This window comes from Streptomyces sp. YIM 121038 (genome assembly GCF_006088715.1).
Taxonomy (GTDB): Bacteria; Actinomycetota; Actinomycetes; order Streptomycetales; family Streptomycetaceae; genus Streptomyces.
Window position 1 is genome coordinate 6,669,090 of sequence record NZ_CP030771.1, and the last position, 17,664, is coordinate 6,686,753.

At 74.6% G+C, this 17,664-nt stretch carries 17 protein-coding genes; 11 read left to right on the forward strand and 6 right to left on the reverse strand.

The genetic code is table 11. The annotated features are described in order from the left end of the window. Positions 1-5 precede the first annotated feature (5 nt). Positions 6-869, reverse strand: coding sequence for a phosphatidate cytidylyltransferase (locus C9F11_RS48825; RefSeq protein WP_138961987.1), 864 nt, complete (start codon positions 867-869; stop codon positions 6-8). After that, entirely contained in the window at positions 866-1,468 is a 603-nt protein-coding gene (locus C9F11_RS28790) for a CDP-alcohol phosphatidyltransferase family protein (RefSeq protein WP_138961988.1), read from the reverse strand. Before C9F11_RS28790 ends, C9F11_RS48825 begins: the two co-directional genes overlap by 4 nt. Before the next feature lie 76 nt (positions 1,469-1,544). On the opposite strand from C9F11_RS28790, the gene C9F11_RS28795 reads away from it, so the two are divergent. Next, on the forward strand, positions 1,545-2,081 hold the full coding sequence (locus C9F11_RS28795) for a GNAT family N-acetyltransferase (protein ID WP_249401921.1): 537 nt from the start codon (positions 1,545-1,547) through the stop codon (positions 2,079-2,081). A 31-nt stretch (positions 2,082-2,112) separates the two neighbouring features. Here the strand turns inward: C9F11_RS28795 and C9F11_RS28800 are convergent, their stop codons facing one another. Next, positions 2,113-3,120, reverse strand: a complete 1,008-nt coding sequence (locus C9F11_RS28800) for an NADP-dependent oxidoreductase (protein WP_138961990.1) — start codon at positions 3,118-3,120, stop codon at positions 2,113-2,115. A 131-nt stretch (positions 3,121-3,251) separates the two neighbouring features. Between C9F11_RS28800 and C9F11_RS28805 the strand changes: the two genes are divergently transcribed. Together C9F11_RS28805 and C9F11_RS49690 are read left to right on the forward strand one after the other, a co-directional pair. After that, positions 3,252-4,175: a LysR family transcriptional regulator gene (locus tag C9F11_RS28805; protein WP_138961991.1), complete on the forward strand. Its 924-nt coding sequence runs from the start codon at positions 3,252-3,254 to the stop codon at positions 4,173-4,175. 186 nt (positions 4,176-4,361) lie between these two features. Further along, on the forward strand, positions 4,362-4,490 hold the full coding sequence (locus C9F11_RS49690) for a hypothetical protein (protein WP_138961992.1): 129 nt from the start codon (positions 4,362-4,364) through the stop codon (positions 4,488-4,490). A gap of 8 nt (positions 4,491-4,498) precedes the next feature. Here C9F11_RS49690 and C9F11_RS28815 read toward each other — a convergent pair whose 3' ends face one another. Further along, on the reverse strand, positions 4,499-6,082 hold the full coding sequence (locus C9F11_RS28815; protein ID WP_138961993.1) for a metallophosphoesterase family protein: 1,584 nt from the start codon (positions 6,080-6,082) through the stop codon (positions 4,499-4,501). Positions 6,083-6,233: 151 nt separating this feature from the next. On the opposite strand from C9F11_RS28815, the gene C9F11_RS28820 reads away from it, so the two are divergent. Both C9F11_RS28820 and C9F11_RS28825 read left to right on the forward strand, forming a co-directional pair. Continuing rightward, positions 6,234-7,274, forward strand: coding sequence for a 3-isopropylmalate dehydrogenase (locus C9F11_RS28820; protein ID WP_138961994.1), 1,041 nt, complete (start codon positions 6,234-6,236; stop codon positions 7,272-7,274). A gap of 279 nt (positions 7,275-7,553) precedes the next feature. Then, positions 7,554-8,642 carry a branched-chain amino acid aminotransferase gene (locus tag C9F11_RS28825; protein WP_138961995.1) on the forward strand — a complete coding sequence of 363 codons (1,089 nt, stop codon included), beginning with the start codon at positions 7,554-7,556 and terminating at the stop codon, positions 8,640-8,642. An 84-nt stretch (positions 8,643-8,726) separates the two neighbouring features. On the opposite strand, the gene C9F11_RS28830 is transcribed toward C9F11_RS28825, so the two are convergent. Further along, on the reverse strand, positions 8,727-9,389 hold the full coding sequence (locus C9F11_RS28830; RefSeq protein WP_138961996.1) for a TetR family transcriptional regulator: 663 nt from the start codon (positions 9,387-9,389) through the stop codon (positions 8,727-8,729). A 99-nt stretch (positions 9,390-9,488) separates the two neighbouring features. Here C9F11_RS28830 and C9F11_RS28835 point away from each other — a divergent pair, with 99 nt between their 5' ends. Further along, complete coding sequence (locus C9F11_RS28835) at positions 9,489-10,421, forward strand: zinc-binding dehydrogenase (RefSeq protein WP_138961997.1); 933 nt, start codon at positions 9,489-9,491, stop codon at positions 10,419-10,421. 9 nt (positions 10,422-10,430) lie between these two features. On the opposite strand, the gene C9F11_RS28840 is transcribed toward C9F11_RS28835, so the two are convergent. Then, on the reverse strand, positions 10,431-11,891 hold the full coding sequence (locus C9F11_RS28840) for a cytosine permease (protein ID WP_138961998.1): 1,461 nt from the start codon (positions 11,889-11,891) through the stop codon (positions 10,431-10,433). A gap of 197 nt (positions 11,892-12,088) precedes the next feature. Here C9F11_RS28840 and ureA point away from each other — a divergent pair, with 197 nt between their 5' ends. From ureA to C9F11_RS28865, 5 genes are all read left to right on the forward strand, one after another. After that, a complete protein-coding gene (ureA, locus tag C9F11_RS28845) occupies positions 12,089-12,793 on the forward strand; it encodes an urease subunit gamma (RefSeq protein ID WP_138961999.1) in 705 nt (234 codons plus the stop codon). After that, positions 12,790-14,478 carry an urease subunit alpha gene (locus C9F11_RS28850; protein ID WP_138962000.1) on the forward strand — a complete coding sequence of 563 codons (1,689 nt, stop codon included), beginning with the start codon at positions 12,790-12,792 and terminating at the stop codon, positions 14,476-14,478. The genes ureA and C9F11_RS28850 overlap by 4 nt, the downstream gene beginning before the upstream one ends. Before the next feature lie 34 nt (positions 14,479-14,512). Further along, complete coding sequence (locus C9F11_RS28855) at positions 14,513-15,538, forward strand: agmatine deiminase family protein (protein WP_138962001.1); 1,026 nt, start codon at positions 14,513-14,515, stop codon at positions 15,536-15,538. Positions 15,539-15,625: 87 nt separating this feature from the next. Beyond that, positions 15,626-16,183 (forward strand): TetR/AcrR family transcriptional regulator, encoded by a 558-nt coding sequence (locus C9F11_RS28860; RefSeq protein ID WP_138967121.1) that lies wholly within the window; start codon positions 15,626-15,628, stop codon positions 16,181-16,183. 116 nt (positions 16,184-16,299) lie between these two features. Next, a complete protein-coding gene (locus tag C9F11_RS28865) occupies positions 16,300-17,568 on the forward strand; it encodes a PD40 domain-containing protein (RefSeq protein WP_138962002.1) in 1,269 nt (422 codons plus the stop codon). Positions 17,569-17,664 lie beyond the last annotated feature (96 nt).

Below are 17,664 nucleotides of genomic sequence, written 5' to 3' on the forward strand. Positions count from 1 at the left end.
GCTGCTCACAGCGCCGTCCCCATCGTCAGGAGCAGGGCCAGGAGCAGCGAGTCCACCCGGTCCAGGAGGCCGCCGAAGCCGGGGAGCCAGGTGCCCGCGTCCTTGACGCCCGCCTCGCGCTTCACCATGGACTCCAGGAGGTCGCCCAGGACGCAGCCCGCAAGGACCGCCGCCCACAGCGGGACCGTGAGGGCGCCGAGCGCCGCCAGGGCCAGGGCCGTCGCCACCGCGGTGCCCAGGACCCCGGCCCACGTCTTGCGGGGGGAGAGCGGCGAGAGGGGACGGGCCAGCGGGCCCGTGCGGCCCAGGGCCGTGCCCGCGCACCACGCGCCGACGTCGCCGAAGGCCACCGCCACGCCCACCGCCACCGCCGTGCCGTCCAGGAGGACCAGACCGGTGAGGGAGACCGGGATCCAGAGCACCCCGAAGAGCGTGCGGCAGGCCCGGGTGAAGCCGTGCTCGGTGTCGCCCGTCAGGAGCGCGGGCAGGGCCGACATGATCAGCAGGGCCGCGGCCGCGCGAAGGTCCAGGGCGCCGGGCGCCAGCCACGCCGCCGCCGGGAGCAGGACCGCCGCGACGCCCAGCACCGCCCGCTCGCCGCGCGCCGGCGTGGCCATGCGGGCGTACTCCGCCACGGCGACCGCGCCGAGACCGGCCGCCAGGGCGAACGCCCCCGCCCTGCCCGCCCAGAGCGCGCCGAGGAACAGCGGCGCCGCGAGCGCCCAGGTCCGCCAGCGCCTGCGCAGCTCGGTGCGCATCCGCAGCCGGGACGGCAGCGCGGCGACGGCGACACCGCCCGCGCCGAGCGCCCCGGCCACCACCGGCACGGCCCGCGCGGCCGTCTCGCCCGCCAGGAACGCGACGCTCATCGGGTGCCCAACTCCCCCCACAGGCGCCCGCACCGGACGGCCGCCGTCAGCGCGGAGCCCGCGGCGATCACCACGAGCACGGGGGCCGCCCAGGCGGACGCGGCCGCCACCACGACGAGGGCGCAGCGCTCCGTCTTGCCCACCGGGCCGCCGTTCAGGCGCCCGGCGCCCGCCGCCGCACCCGCGAGGGACACCCAGGACGGGAGCGTCGCGGCCAGGGCCGCCGTCGCCACCAGCCACCGCGGGGCCAGCGGCAGGAAGCCCGCGAGCATCACCAAGTCCGCCGCCCTGTCGCCGAGTTCGTTGAGCAGGGCGCCGCGCCGCGTGCTGCGGCCGGTGTCCCGGGCGAGCGCGCCGTCCAGGTTCGCGCACGCCAGGCGGGCCGCGAGCAGCGCCGCCACCGGGAGCGCGGCCAGCGGCGCGGGCAGCCACGCGAGGGCCGCCGCCGCGCCCGCCGCGCACACCACGCCCGCCGCCGTCAGCGCGTCCGGCGACACCGCGCGGCGGGCCAGCGCACCGCGCACGCCCGACAACCTGCGGGCGTACCAGGGCTTGAGGGCGTACAGGCCGAGGCCGTGGGAGCCGGAGGAACCGTTCATGGAGTCGACTCTGCCGCCGCCCGGGCCCGCGCAAATCGGGATGCGTACTCAGATGCCGCCTGAGTACCGTGAGCGCGTGACCACCGTGACCACCCTCCGTACGGCGCACACCGCCGACCTCACCCCCACCGAGCTCGCGGCCGCCCGTGCCCTCATGGACCTCGCCTTCGACGGGGACTTCTCCGACGAGGACTGGGACCACGGCCTCGGCGGCGTGCACGCCCTCGTCCACGACGCCGAGGGTGAGCTGCTCGCGCACGGCTCCGTCGTCCAGCGGCGCGTCCTGCACAACGGCCGGTCGCTGCGCGTCGGTTATGTGGAGGCCGTGGCCACCCGCCCGGACCGGCAGCGGCAGGGGCTCGGCGGGCAGGTCATGGGCGCCCTGGAGGAGGTCGTCGAGCGGGCCTACGACCTGGGCGTGCTCTCGCCGTCCGAGGAGGGCGAGAAGCTGTACCGCGCGCACGGCTGGCAGACCTGGACCGGCCTGGTCGGCACCCTCGGCCCGCAGGGCGTGACGGAGATGCCCGACGAGGACGCGCCCATGATCCGGGGCGCGGACCTCGACCCGGCGCACGCGCTGCTCATCGACTGGCGCGACGGCGACGTGTTCTGAGCCGCCGCCACGGACGGGCGGACGGGCCCGGCTACGCCGGCGCCCCCGCGGCCCGCACGATCATCTTCCCCACGTTCTCGCCCCGCAGCATCCCCAGGAAGGCGTCGACGATCCGGTCGAAGCCGTCCACCACCGTCTCGTCGAGACCGATCCGGCCGTCGCGCAGCCGCGGGACGACGAACTCGTACAACTCCTCCTGCACGTCGTAGTAGTCGCGCACGAGGAAGCCCTCCATGCGCAGGCTCTTCTCCACGATCTCGGAGAGGTTGCGGGGCGCGGCCAGGGCCCGGGTGCTGTTGTACTGCGCGACCGTGCCGACGCGCAGGATGCGGCCGCGGTCGCGCAGGCCCTCGATCGCCGCCTCCAGCTGCTCGCCGCCGACGTTGTCGACGTAGAGGTCCACGCCGTCGGGCGCCGCCTTCGCGAGCAGTTCGGCGGCGGGGCCGTCGTGGTAGTCGAAGGCCTCGTCGTAGCCGACGTGTTCCTTGAGGTAGGAGACCTTCGCCGCCGAGCCGGCGCTGCCGACGATCCGGCCCGCGCCGAGGAGCCGTGCGAGCCGCCCGGCGGCCGTGCCGACGCCGCCCGCCGCGGCCGACACGAACAGGTCGTCGCCCGCGCGCACCGGCGTGATCCTGGTCAGGCCGACGTACGCGGTCAGACCGGTGCCGCCCAGGATGCTCAGATGCGCGGAGAGCGGCACCCCCGCGAAGTCGGGCAGGAGGCGGGCCTCCTGCGGCGTCACCACCGCGTGCGTGCGCCAGCCCTTGCGGTGGAAGACGAGCGCGCCCTCCGGCAGGGACGGCTCGCGGGAGGCGGTCACCCGCCCGAGGGTGCGGCCCTCCAGCGGCGCGTCGAGCGCGAAGTCGCCGTCCATCATCTCGCGGTGGTACGGATCCACCGACCAGTAGAGGTTCTCCACGAGCGCCGAGCCGGGCACGGGCTCCGGCAGCGCCGACTCCACGAACGCGAAGTGCGCGGGGGAGGGGAAGCCGTGCGGGCGTGCGGTCTGGTGGACGGTCAGGGCCATGTCGCTGGTCATGCCCGGAAACGTACGGCGGGAATGGGGGCGCGCGGCAGAGGGTTCGGCTCATGGAACACGACGAACCATGAAAGCTCCTCATGGACGCAGGTGGCACGCCCCTCCAGGGCGGAAAGGACGAGTGGGAACCGATGGCCGGACACGACCTCGCCCCGCACGAGCTGCGGATCATCGTGGCCGTCGAGGACGCCCGCAGCTTCTCCGGGGCCGCCGCGGCCCTCGGTCTGACCCAGTCGGCCGTCTCGCACTCGGTGCGCGGCACGGAGCAGAAGATCGGCGCCCTGCTCTTCGAGCGCGGCCGCGGGGGCGCCGCGCCCACCCCGGCGGGCGAGCGCGCCGTCGCCCACGCCCGGCGCGTGCTGCGGCTCCTGGAGACCCTCGCGGCCGAGGCGCGCGGCGCCGCCGCCGGAGGCCGGGACACCCTCACCGGGCCGCTGCGCGTCGCCGCGTTCCGCAGCGCCGCCCTGCATCTGCTCCCGGCCGCGCTCGCGGGCCTGCGCGCCCGCCACCCCGGCGTCGAGCCCGAGGTCCGCGTCGTGCGGGAGCTGGGGCGCGGCACCGCGGGCGAGGTCGCCGACGGCCGCGCCGACCTCGGCATCGCCACCCTCGGCACGACCTCGCCGGTGCCGCCGGGGCTCGTCGGCGACGTGCTCGTGGAGGAGCCCTACGCGTTCGTGCACCCGGCCGGGCATCCGGACCCGCGCTCGCTGCCGCTCGTGGACTGGGCGGAGAACTGCACCTCGTACACCCGCGACTGGTGGGCGCGGCAGGACTGGCTGCCGCGGGCCACCACGCGGACCGAGGACGACGGCGCGGTCCTCGCGCTGGTGAGCGCCGGGCACGCCATGGCGGTCATGCCCGCCCTGTCGCTGACGGGAGCGCCGCCGAGCGTGACGGTCACCGGCCTCGGGCCGGGGCGGCCGACCCGCTCCGTGGGCTACGTCACCACGCCCGAACTGGCCGCGACGCACGTGGTCAGAGCGCTGATCCGGGAGCTGAGAGCGGTCGCGGCGGAGGCGGCCGTCTCAAATAGTAGGAAGCCCGAGTATTTGTAGAGACAGAAAGCGGAAGCTGTCTTAGCTTTGTAGGAGCCGAACGTCTCGCTCGATCAAGCGAACGGCGGATGTGAGCCCGGCCCCGCGCAGGCGAACCCTGCGGCCCCGCTCCCCGCCCTTTCCGGCGTCTCGTAACCCTGCGCATCCCCGTTCCCCGGATGCCTGGACCGAAGGAGTCGAACACCCATGGCCGAGACGACCGTCCGACGAGTCCGCCGCAGCCTCCGCGCCAGCGACGCCGAGCGCAAGAACGCCGCCGCCGCCCTCCAGCGGGCCCTCGACCGCAGGGACAACGGCGGCGCCACGGGGCACTGAGCCCCGCGCTACCTCCCGCGCTCGATCTCGAAGTGGTCGACGCGCTCGCCGCTCTCGGCGAGCGCGGAGACCGTCAGCCTCGGCCGCGCCCCGGCCGTCACCTCCACCGCGAGGAACGAGAAGCCGGTGTAGCGCACGCGCGACCACTCGACCGTGTCGGGGTCGGGCAGGCGCCGCTTGGTCCAGTGGAAGGTGCGGACCGACTCCCGGTCCCGCACCCGGCCCTCGTAGCTGTCCCGCACCCCGGCGGGGAAGCTGTAGAGGTCCTTGCCCGCGCCGCCCGCGGTGACGTACACGATGCCGTCGCGCGTCGGATCCGTCGACGCGCCGACGGGCACGGGCCTGCCGACCTCGCCGCCCTTGATCGCGTCGGTCCGCTCGTACACGTGGTTGTGGCCGTTGACGACCAGGTCCACCTGGTGCTTGGCGAACAGCGGCAGCCAGGCGTCGCGCACCCCGCCGTCGGAGCCGTGCGTGGCCGTCGAGTACGCGCAGTGGTGGAAGAAGACGACGACGAAGTCGACGTCGGCGTGCGCGCGCAGCTCGCCCAGGCGCCGGTCGAGCCACGCGGTCTGCTTGCCGTCCGAGTAGCCCTTGTTGGCGGGTATCTCGTACGACACGTCGTTGGCGTCGAGCGCCACCACGCCGACGTTGCCGTAGCGGAACGAGTAGACGCCGGGCGCGCCCTCGGGGTCGAAGCCGTTGTCGGGCAGCGACCAGCGGGCCGACTGGCCGCCGTAGCCGTTCGGCGAGTACCAGGCCTCCATGTCGTGGTTGCCGGTCGTCACCATCCACGGCACGGACTTCGCCACCGACTCCGTCTGCGCGAGGAAGGCGTCCCAGACGCGGGCGTCGTAGGTGTCCGTGTCCTTGCCGTGGCCGGTGGTGTCCGCGTAGCAGATGTCCCCCGCGTGCAGATGGAACGAAGGGTTCTGCCCCAGGATCAACTGGTCGTTGGCCAGGGCGTGATAGCTCACCCCCTGGTCGCCGAAGGCAGTGAAGACGAAGCCCTCCGGCCGCGCCGGGGCGGTGCGGAACGTGCCGATGGTGCCCGCGCGCGAGGGCGCGGCCGGGTCGAAGCCGTCGTGGCCGACGCCGTAGTAGTACGTGGTGCCGGGCGTGAGGCGGTCGAGCGCCGCGTGCAGGTAGTACTGCTCGACCGCGGGCAGCTTCTTCGACAGCGAGGGCGTGCGCAGGTCCCGCACCTCCGCGGGGATCTTCCGGCCGAGCTCCCAGGGCCGCAGGCCCACGCGCACGTACGGGTTCCCGACGGCGAACGGCACCTGCCAGGAGATCCGCATCTGCGTGCTCGGCTCGGCCCCGAAGGCCAGATGGCGGCCGAAGGGCGCGACGTGCCCGCCGTCCACCCGCACCGGCGCGGGCGGCGCCGCGGGCGGCCGCGCCGGGCGCCCCGCGTACGCGCTGCCCGAACTGCCCGCGAGCAGGCCGAGGCCGCCCGCGGTGCCCGCGGTCGCGAAGGAGCCGGCGAGCACCTTGCGCCGGGAGAGCTTTCCGCGCAGGTACGCGTGCTGCTCGGCCATGCTCAGCCGCCGCGCGAGCGGCTCGGGAATGCCGACGTTGGGGGTGTCCATGACCGGGGAACTTCCCAGCGGCGCCCAACTCCTGCCCCACGCGCGGGTGAAAAGAGCGTGTCCGTGTGGTGGCGTCCGCACACAGGGGCCCGGGCTGTCCACATCCCGGACGGGCCGTGTCATTGGATGGGACGAACGGTAGGGTGCCGACATGTCTCGCAGCATCAATCTCGCAGTGATCCCCGGAGATGGGATCGGCCAGGAAGTCGTGGCCCAGGGGCTCAAGGTCCTCAACGCCGTCCTCCCGCAGGATGTGAAGCTGGAGACCAAGGAGTACGACTTCGGCGCACGGCGCTACCACGCCACCGGGGAGACCCTCACCGACGCCGACCTCGCGGAGCTGAAGCAGCACGACGCGATCCTGCTCGGCGCCATCGGCGACCCGTCCGTGCCCTCCGGCGTCCTGGAGCGCGGCTTCCTGCTCAAGCTCCGCTTCGCCTTCGACCACCACGTGAACCTGCGCCCGAGCAAGCTCCTGCCGGGCGTCGCGACCCCGCTCGCCGGGCAGCCCGAGATCGACTTCGTCGTCGTCCGCGAAGGCACCGAGGGCCCCTACACGGGCAACGGCGGCACCATCCGCCAGGGCACCGAGCACGAGGTCGCCACCGAGGTGTCCGTCAACACGGCCTTCGGCGTGGAGCGCGTGGTGCGCGACGCCTTCGCCCGCGCCCAGGCCCGCCCGCGCAAGAAGCTGACGCTGGTCCACAAGAACAACGTCCTCGCCTTCGCGGGGCACCTCTGGACCAACGTCTTCAACGCGGTGGCCGAGGAGTTCCCCGACGTCACCACGGACTACATCCACGTGGACGCGGCGACGATCTACCTCGTCACGGACCCGGGCCGCTTCGACGTGATCGTCACCGACAACCTCTTCGGCGACATCATCACCGACCTCGCCGCGGCCGTCTCCGGCGGCATCGGCGTCGCCGCCTCCGGCAACATCAACCCCGCCCGTACGTTCCCCTCGATGTTCGAGCCGGTGCACGGCTCGGCGCCCGACATCGCGGGCCAGGGCAAGGCCGACCCCAGCGCCACCGTGCTCTCCGTCGCCCTGCTCCTGCGCCACCTCGGGTACGACACCGAGGCGACCCGCATCGAGGAGGCCGTCTCCGCCGACCTCGGCGCCCGCGGGACCTCGTCGCGCAGCACCGACGAGATCGGCGACGCGCTCGCCGTACGGGTGGCGGGCTGATCCGTCGGCAGGGCATCCGCCCGTCCCGAAGCCTCCGTGAGGCTCCCCCGAAGCCGCCGGGTCCCCGTGGACACCCGGCGGCTTCTCGTAACCGGGCCCGGGTGTCACCATCGGATCCCAGGGGCCGCAGATCCCGCCGTTTCGTCCACGGAACCCCACGAGCGATAATCGGACGTGGGGCCGCGAAGTGGCGCACACCCGTACGACGTGAGCACCACGCGCGTACGGCTTGAGTGAGCGCGGTCCGTCACACACGAAACCGGTGAAGGACACGCAACCATGACGACGCCCACGATCGAGCTGAAGCCCTCCTCGTCCCCGGCCCAGGCCGCGGAGCGCGAGGCGGTGCTTGCCAACCCCGGGTTCGGCCGCCACTTCACCGACCACATGGTGACGATCCGCTGGACCGAGGGCCGCGGCTGGCACGACGGCCAGCTCGTGCCCTACGGCCCGCTCTCGCTCGACCCGGCGACGAACGTCCTGCACTACGCGCAGGAGATCTTCGAGGGCATGAAGGCCTACCGCCAGCCCGACGGCTCGGTCGCCCTGTTCCGCCCCGAGGCCAACGCCCGCCGCTTCCAGTCCTCCGCGCGCCGCCTCGCCATGCCGGAGCTGCCCGTCGAGACGTTCATCGAGGCCTGCGACGCCCTCGTGCGCCAGGACATCGACTGGGTGCCGGGCCACGGCGGCGAGGAGTCCCTCTATCTGCGCCCCTTCATGATCGCGACCGAGGTGGGCCTCGGTGTGAAGCCCGCCAACGAGTACCTCTTCGTGGTCATCGCCTCCCCGGCGGGCGCCTACTTCCCCGGCGGCGTCAAGCCCGTCTCCATCTGGCTCTCCGAGGACCGCGTGCGCGCCGTCCCCGGCGGCATGGGCGACGCCAAGACCGGCGGCAACTACGCCGCGTCGCTGCTCGCGCAGGCCGAGGCCGCCGAGAAGGGCTGCGACCAGGTCGCCTACCTCGACGCCGTCGAGCACAAGTGGGTCGAGGAACTGGGCGGCATGAACCTGTACTTCGTGTACGGCGACAAGATCGTGACCCCGGCGCTCTCCGGCTCCATCCTGGAGGGCATCACCCGCGACTCCCTCCTGAGCGTCGCCCGCGACCTCGGCTACACCTCCGAGGAGGCCCGCGTCTCCATCGACCAGTGGCAGGCCGACACGGAGAACGGCACGCTCACGGAGGTCTTCGCCTGCGGCACGGCCGCCGTGATCACGCCCGTCGGCACCGTCAAGGCGCGGCGCGGCGAGTGGACGCAGAGCGAGGGCCGGCCCGGTGAGGTCACCATGAGGCTCCGCGAGGCGCTGCTCGACATCCAGCGCGGCGTGCGCGAGGACCAGCACGGCTGGATGCACCGCCTGGGCTGAGCCCCTGCCCCACCCGTCCGCCCCGAGGGCCGGACCCGGCACCCCCGCCGGGCCCGGCCCTCGGTGCGTCCGGGCCCGCGCGGCCTAGTCCGGCTTGGGGCCCGCGGTGAGCGTCAGGCTCTCGGGCAGGGCCGCGCAGGCGCGGCGGAAGGCGGCGGCGAGACCCGCGCGACGGGGCGTGCCCGGCTCGGCCGTCCAGGCCTCCAGGCCGCGGTGCCAGGCGGCCACGAGCAGGTCGACGGCCAGGTGCGCGCGCAGCAGGTCCGGGTCGTGCGCGGCGCCGCCGAGGTCGAAGCGGCGGACGACGACCTCCAGGGCGGCCCGCCCCGTGCGGTCGCAGAAGGCGAGGCCGTGCGCGTCCATCGACGGGTTGCGGGCGGCGAGGCGGCGGCTGAGCAGTACCCGGTGCGCCCACTCCTCGCCGGGCATCCGGCCGAGGGCGGCGAGCAGCGCGTCACGCAGGAGTTCGCTCAGGGGACCGCCGTCGGCGTCGGCCCCGTCCAGCTCGTCGAGGAACACCGTCCACAGGTCGTGGAGCGGTGCCGTCGCCACGTCCTCCTTGCTGGTGAAGGTGCGGAAGAAGGTCCGCTTGGACACCTCGACGGCCTCGCACAGCTCGTCGAGCGTGACGTGGTCGAAGCCGCGCGCCGTGAACAGCTCCAGGGCCGTGTCGACGAGCGCCTGCCGGGTGCGGAGCTTCTTGCGCTCGCGCAGGGAGAGGGGGGCGTCGGCCCGGGCGGTGTCCATGACGGGAGTGTAGTCGGGTAGCCAATGCCCCTTGATGGCTTATGCCACTCAGTGGCACTATGGCCGCGTCGCACTCCCGTACTGGAAAGAGGTGCCCTCGTGCGCGCTCTGCTCGTCGACCCTTCCGCCCCCGCCGGTCTGCGCCTGGGCACCGCCCCCGACCCCGAGCCCGCCGCCCACCAGGCCCTGGTCCGGGTGACCGCGACCTCCCTGAACCACGGCGAGGTGTCCGAGGTCGTGCCCGGCGCGGAGCCGGGCGCCGTGCCCGGCTGGGACGCGGCCGGGCATGTGGAGCGGGCGGCCGCCGACGGCTCGGGACCCGCGGCGGGCACCCCGGTGGTGACGGTGGGGGAGGCCGGGGGCTGGGCCGAACTGCGGGCGGTGGACACCGGGTTGCTCGGCGTCGTGCCCGAGGGCGCGGACCTCGGCGCCCTCAGTACGGTGCCCGTCGCCGGGGCCAGCGCGCTGCGGGCCCTGCACCGGATCGGGCCCCTGCTCGGGCGGCGCGTCCTGGTCACCGGGGCGACGGGCGGCGTCGGGCGGTACGCGGTGCAGCTCGCCCGGCAGGGCGGCGCGCACGTCCTGGCCACGACCGGGAACCCGCGGGCGCACGGGGAGCGGCTGCGGGAGCTCGGCGCGCACGAGGTCCTCGCCGACCCCGCCGACGCCGGACCGGACGTGGACGGGGTGGTGGACCTGGTGGGCGGGCGGCAGCTCGTCGCCGCGTACGGCACGCTGGCGGCCGGGGGCACGCTGGTGTCCGTGGGGCACGCGGGCGGCGACGGCGAGCACTTCCCGTACGGGGCGCTGTACGGGAACCTCGGGCGGCACGACCGGGCGGTCGTCAGCTTCTTCCTGCTGGGCGGCGGCGCCCCGCTGGGGCGGGACCTGGCCTGGCTGGCCGGCCGGGTCGCCTCCGGCGCGCTCGACGCCGGGGTGGCGTGGCGGGGCCCCTGGACCGAGGCGGCCCGGGCGGCGGAGGCCCTGCGCGAGCGGCGCCTGCACGGCAAGGCGGTCCTGGACCTGACGTAGGCCCGGGTCTCAGGTCCGTCCGGCGTTCGAGGGCGGGGCCGCGGGCCGCTCCGCGGGGGTGCGAGGGGGCGGCGTCCCCTCGGCCGGGGAAGGGGCGGGCCCGGGGCACAGTGCGTAGGCGGCACCCCCCACCACCCCCGAGAGCAGGAAGCTCACGTCGACGCCGCCCGTCAGGGCCAGCAGCGGCCCCTCGTAGGAGGGCAGGGACACCGAGAGCAGGCCCACCGCCGCGCCGAGCGCCCACGCCGCCGTGGCCCCCGGGTGCCAGCCGCCCCGGAACCAGTAGCTTCCGCCCCGCGCGCGGCGGTTGAAGACCTGGAGGGCCTCCGGGTCGTACACGCCGCGACAGCGCGCGAAGCCGATGAGCGTGATGACGGCCCAGGGCGTCCCGACGGCCGTGAGCAGCAGGACGAACGACGTCATCGCGTCCTGCGCGGCCCAGGCGAAGTGCCCGGCGAACACGCACCCCGTGGCGACGGCCGCCACGGCGCACGTGGCCCGCGCCCGCGACGCCCGCGGCACGATCGCGTCCAGGTCGAGCCCCATCGAGTACAGCATCAGGCCCGCGTTGCCGACGGACCCGGCGGAGGCGGCGAGCGGCAGCGGGACCAGGTACCAGCCGGGCGCCGCCGCGACCAGCGGCCCGGCGTAGTCGAGTGCCGCCCGCGCCGCGTACGCGGTGAAGGTGCCGAAGAGCTGCGGGACCAGGAGCCCCGCGACCAGGCCCAGGCAGGTCGCCCGCAGCACCGCCCCCGAGGAGTGCCGGGCGGGGGACACGTACCGGGTGTAGTCGCCGAGCAGGGTGATGAAGGCGATCGGTCCGGACAGGCCCGCGGCCACCAGGGCGAGGGTCCAGGTCGGCCAGAGGGAGCCGAGCGCGTAGCCGCCCGCTCCGGGCACCGCGGCCGTGGTGAAGTCGGGCGCGTAGGCCGCGACGCCGAGGGCGAGGAGCGCCGTCATGCCGACGGCGAGCACGCGCGACAGGCGCAGCAGCACCTGGTAGCCGTACACGGCCCCGCCCACCGTGGCCGCCGCGAGCAGCGCGTAGACGACGGTGTAGGTGAGCCCGCCGGTGGGCAGCCCGCACAGCCGGTGCAGGGTGCCCACCAGCACGTCGCCGCCGATCCACAGGGTCAGCGCGGTGTAGCCGAGCGAGAGCAGCAGGCCGACCACCGAGCCGACGAGTCGGCCCCGGACGCCGAACTGGGCGCCGGAGGACGTGGACAGGTTGGTGCCGGTGCGCAGCGAGACCAGGGCGAGGGGCGCGGTCAGGGCGGTGCCGACGAGCGTGCCCGCGACCACCGCCGTCACGGACTGCCACCAGGTGAGGCCGAACGACACCGGCAGCCAGCCGAAGACGACCACTCCGAGGCAGAGGTTCGAGCCGAGGAGGATCGTGGCCACGTCCCGGGGGCCGCTGGTGCGCTCCTCCTCGGGGACGGTGTCGACTCCGCGCTGTTCGATCGGCATGAAGGGCCCCTGACGCTGTCGCTCGACGGAAGAAGGGATGGGCGTGCCGTGCTTTTGAGTGGCGTTCAATGTGAGGTATGCCGTAGGGCGAGGTCAATGGGTGGGCCTTCCGCGTTTTCAAAACTTTGCTTAGAGTGGCGTTCAAATGTGCTCGCGCCCCTGGGGCGCGGGTGCCACCCGGAAGTGAGGTGTGCGGCGTGCGACTGACCCCGACCGAACGCGACCGGCTGCTGCTCTTCGGCGCGGCCGAGCTGGCCCGGGCCCGCAGGGCACGCGGGCTGCGGCTCAACGTGCCCGAGGCGACCGCGCTCATCGCCGACACCGTGTGCGAGGCGGCGCGCGACGGCGCCCGGCTCGCCGAGGCCGTCGAGCGGGCCAGGGCCGTGCTCGGCCCGGACGACGTGCTCCCGGGCGTCGCGGACGTGGTGACCGAGGTGCACGTGGAGGCCGTCTTCGACGACGGCTCCCGGCTCGCCGTGGTGTCCCGGCCGATCGGCGGCGACGACGGCGAGGGCGCGGGCGAGGGCGAGGGCGACCGGGCGCCGGGGGCCCTCCTTCCCGGGCCCGCGCACGCCGACCCCGCGCCGGTCGTGGAGCTCCGCGTGCGCAACACCGCCACCGTCCCCGTCTCGGTGACCTCGCACTTCCACTTCTTCGAGGCCAACCCCCGGCTCGACTTCGACCGCGCCGCCGCGTACGGCATGCGGCTCGCCGTGCCCGCCGGGTCCTCCGTGCGCTTCGGTCCCGGCGAGCGCGTCGAGGTCGGTCTCCTGCCGATCGGCGGCGACCGCGTCGCGATCGGCTTCGCCGGCCTGGTCGACGGCGCCCTCGACGCGCCGGGCGCGAAGCGGGAGGCCCTGCGCAGGGCCGCCGCCTGCGGCTACCTGGGGGCGAGGGCATGAGCGTCGACCCGTACGCGTACGCCGCCACGCACGGCCCCCGCGCCGGGGACCGGGTCCGGCTCGGCGACTCCGGCCTGACCGTCCGCGTCGAGTCCGACGCGCAGAAGTACGGCGACGAGTTCCTCGCCGGATTCGGCAAGACGGCCCGCGACGGACTGCACCTCAAGGCCGCCGCCGTCCGCGACACCTGCGACGTCGTGATCAGCAACGTCCTCGTCATCGACGCGGTCCAGGGCATCAGGAAGGTGTCCATCGGCATCCGGGAGGGCCGGATCGCCGCGATCGGCCGGGCCGGGAACCCCGACACCCTCGACGGCGTGGACGTCGTCGTCGGCACCGGTACGTCCATCGTGTCCGGCGAGGGGCTCATCGCCACCGCCGGGGCCGTGGACACCCACGTCCACCTCCTGTCGCCGCGCATCATGGAGGCCTCCCTCGCGTCCGGCGTCACCACGGTCATCGGCCAGGAGTTCGGGCCCGTGTGGGGCGTGGGCGTCAACTCGCCCTGGGCGCTGCGGCACGCCTTCAACGCCTTCGACGCCTGGCCCGTCAACATCGGCTTCCTGGCCCGGGGTTCGTCCTCCGACCCGGCGCCGCTGGTGGAGGCGCTCGCCGAGGGCGGGGCGTCCGGCTTCAAGGTGCACGAGGACATGGGCGCCCACACCCGCGCCCTCGACACCGCGCTGCGCGTCGCCGAGGAGCACGACGTCCAGGTCGCCCTGCACAGCGACGGACTGAACGAGTGCCTGTCGGTCGAGGACACCCTCAAGGTCCTCGAGGGGCGCACCATCCACGCCTTCCACATCGAGGGATGCGGCGGCGGCCACGTACCGAACGTCCTGAAGATGGCGGGCGTGCCGAACGTCATCGGGTCCTCCACCAACCCCACCCTGCCCTTCGGCCGCGACGCCGTGGCCGAGCACTACGGGATGATCGTCTCCGTCCACGACCTGAAGACGGACCTGCCCGGCGACGCCGCCATGGCCCGCGACCGCATCCGCGCCGGGACCATGGGCGCGGAGGACGTGCTGCACGACCTCGGCGCCATCGGCATCACCTCGTCCGACGCCCAGGGCATGGGCCGCGCGGGGGAGACCGTGCGCCGCACCTTCGCCATGGCCGGGAAGATGAAGGCCGAGCTGGGCCCCATGGACGGCGACGGGCCGGGCGACGACAACGCGCGCGTCCTGCGCTACATCGCCAAGCTCACCCTCAACCCCGCCATCGCGCACGGCCTCGCCCACGAGGTCGGCTCGATCGAGACCGGCAAGCTCGCCGACGTCGTGCTGTGGCGGCCCGAGTTCTTCGGCGCCAAACCGCAGCTCGTGCTGAAGGCCGGATTCCCCGCCTACGGCGTCGTCGGCGACCCGAACGCGGCGACCGACACCTGCGAACCCCTCGTCCTCGGGCCGCAGTTCGGGGCGTACGGCGCGACCGCCGCCGACCTCTCCGTCGCCTTCGTCGCGCAGGCCGCCGTGGGCCAGGGCAACGACCTCATGCCCACCCGCCGCCGCCGCGTCGCCGTGCGCGGCACCCGCGGCATCGGCCCCGCCGACCTGCGCCTGAACTCCCGCACGGGCGCCGTCGACGTGGACCAGCGCACCGGTCTCGTCACCCTCGACGGCGACCCGCTGCGCTCCGAGCCCGCCGACTCGGTGTCCCTCAACCGCCTGTACTTCCTCTGAGCCCGAGCCCCACCCACCGCCAAGGACCCCCCCCATGACGCTGTACATGCCCCCGGAGTGGGCCCCGCACGACCGCACCTGGATGGCCTGGCCCGGGCCCAACACCACCTTCCAGGACCCGGCGGACCTGGACGCGGCGCGCCGGGCCTGGGCCGCCGTCGCCCGCGCCGTACGCCGCTTCGAGCCCGTCACCCTGGTGTGCGGCCCCGGCCAGAGCGCGTCCGCCCGTGCGCTCCTCGGCCCGGACGTGGACCTCGTCGAGCGGGAGCTCGACGACGCCTGGATGCGCGACATCGGCCCCACCTTCGTGCGCGACACCGCCACCGGGGGCCTCGCCGCCGTCGACTGGGTGTTCAACGGCTGGGGCGCCCAGGAGTGGGCCTCCTGGGAGCACGACGCGAAGATCGCCCGGCACGTCGCGGACCTCGCGGGCACCCCGGTGCACGCCTCCCCGCTCGTCAACGAGGGCGGCGGCATCCACGTCGACGGCGAGGGCACCGTCCTGCTCACCGAGACCGTGCAGCTGGGCCCCGAGCGCAACCCCGGCTGGACCAGGGAGCGGGTCGAGGCCGAGGTCCACGCCCGCCTCGGCACCACCAAGGCCCTCTGGCTGCCGCGCGGTCTCACCGCCGACTACCCCGGCCACGGCTTCGGCACCCTCGGCCACGTCGACATCGTGGCCGCCTTCGCCGCGCCCGGCGTCGTCCTCGTGCACAGCCAGCGGGACCCGGCCCACCCCGACTTCGAGGTCAGCAAGGAGGTCGCGGGCCTGCTGCGCGGGCGGACCGACGCCCGCGGCCGCGCCCTGGAGGTCGTCGAGGTGCCCGCGCCCACCGTCCTCGCCGACGACGAGGGCTGGGTCGACTACTCGTATATCAACCACTACCTGTGCAACGACGGCGTCGTCCTGTGCGGCTTCGACGATCCGCGCGACGAGCTCGCCGCGGGCATCTTCCGCCGTCTCTTCCCGCGCCGCACGGTCACCCTCGTCGACGCCCGTACGATCTTTGCCGGAGGCGGCGGCATTCACTGCGTCACCCAGCAGCAGCCAAGGATCTAGCGGCAGGAGCACCACGTGGCCGAAGCGAGCCCCTCGCGCAGCGCGCGCAGGAACGCGCCCCCGCGCGAGGACGTCCTCGCCGCGGCCATGGAGATGATCGCCGAGCGCGGCCTGGAGAAGCTCACCATGGCCGCGCTCGGCCGCGAGGTCGGCATGAGCAGCGGCCACCTCCTCTACTACTTCGGCTCCAAGGACGAACTGCTGCTCCGCACCCTGGAGTGGAGCGAGGGACGGCTCGGCGCCCGGCGCCGGCAGCTACTCGCCCAGGACACCCCGGCCCGCGCGCGCCTGGACGCCTACGTCGACCTGTACGTGCCCCAGGGCCACCGCGATCCGCACTGGACGCTCTGGCTGGAGGTGTGGAACCGCTCGCTCAACGCCGACGCGGGCGGCCGCGACCGGCAGGCAGCCATCGAGGGCGCCTGGCACCGCGACCTGGTGGCGCTGCTCGCCGAGGGCGTCTCGCACGGCGAGTTCCGCGCCGTCGACCCCGACCGGGTCGCGACCCGGCTGCGGGCGCTCCTCGACGGTCTGAGCATCCATCTGGCGATCGGCCTGCGCGGCACGGACCGTCCTCAAGTCCTCGACCACGCGCGGGAGTTCACCGACCAGACGCTGGGTACGGGGCCGGTCGCGGACGCTTGACGCCCCGTCCAGGTTGTACGCGTTACGGCTGATTGACCCCCGCGCCCGGCGTGCGCTTGCATCCCCGATGGGCCCTTGGCACCGGGCCGGGGGCCCCTGCCTTCCGGGGGGAACGCATGGCCACAGACCAGCGGAAGAAGAGACGCGGCGCGGCCGGACGCGCGGCGGGCGGGAGCGCCCTCGCCCTGCTGCTCGCGGCCGCGGCCCTGCCCGCGGCCGTCGCCGCACCGGCGCCGCGGGCACCGGCGGGGGCCGCCGGGAGCACGCGGCTGATCAGCGTCGCCGTCGACGGCGGCGCGGCCAACGGCCCCTCCGGCAACCCGGTCGTGAGCGCCGACGGCCGCGTCGTCGCCTTCACCTCGCGGGCGAGCGACCTCGTGCGGGACGACACCAACGACCGGGCCGACCTGTTCGTCCGCGACCTGCGCCGCGGCAGGACCCAGCGCGTCGTGGACCCCCTCGGCGAACCCTCCTCACCCGCCCTCAGCGCGACCGGCCGCTACCTCGCCTACACCGCGCAGGACGGCGACACGACCGCCGTGGTGGTCCGTGACCTGCGTACGGGCGCGACCGAGCGCGCCGACGTCGACCTCCCGATGCCCTTCGAGAGCGGCTACGAGCCCGCGCTCTCCGCCGACGGCCGCACCGTCGCCTTCACCGTCGACGACAGCGACTTCACCACCACCGGGGCCCAGGCCGTCTACGTGCGCGACCTGCGCGCCCGGCGCACCGAGCGGGTCAGCTTCCCCGTCGACGGCGACGAGGACTTCCGCGGCTTCCGCGCCCCGACGATCAGCGCCGACGGCCGGAGGGTGGCCTACCAGGCCGTGCGCGGCACCCCGCCGCGCGGCGACTGGTCCGACGTCTACGTCCACGACCGCGACACCGGCGGCGAGACCCAGGCCGACACCACTCCCGACGGCAGCCCCGCGGACGGCGCCGCCACCGGCCCGCTGCTCAGCGCGGACGGCACCACGCTCGCCTTCACCTCCGGCGCCTCCAACCTCGTCCCGGGCCCGGACCCCAACGACAGCGTCAACCCGTTCGTCCGCGACCTGCGCACCGGCAAGGTCACCCGCGTCGACGCGGTCCTGCCCGGGCCCGAGGGCGTGCTGTCCGTCGACGCGGTCTCCGCCCACGGCTCGAAGCTGCTGCTCGACACCTGGCCGGTCCACACCGTCGACGACGCCGAGTACGTGCGCGACCTGCGCACGGGCGCCAACACCCTGGTGTCGCCCGACAAGGACGGCAGGCCCGCCAACGCCGTGGACGCCCGCATGGACGCCCGCGCGCGGACCGTGGTCTTCACCGGCTTCGACGACGAGGCCTTCGTGCCGGGCGACACCAACGGCGTCCCGGACGTGTTCGTCCGCACCCCGCGCTAAGCGCTTCGCTGGAATTGCCGCGATGGGCCGTCGATCGCCTGCGGACCGTCGTGGCTGGTCGCGCAGTTCCCCGCGCCCCTTCGGGGCGCTGCCACA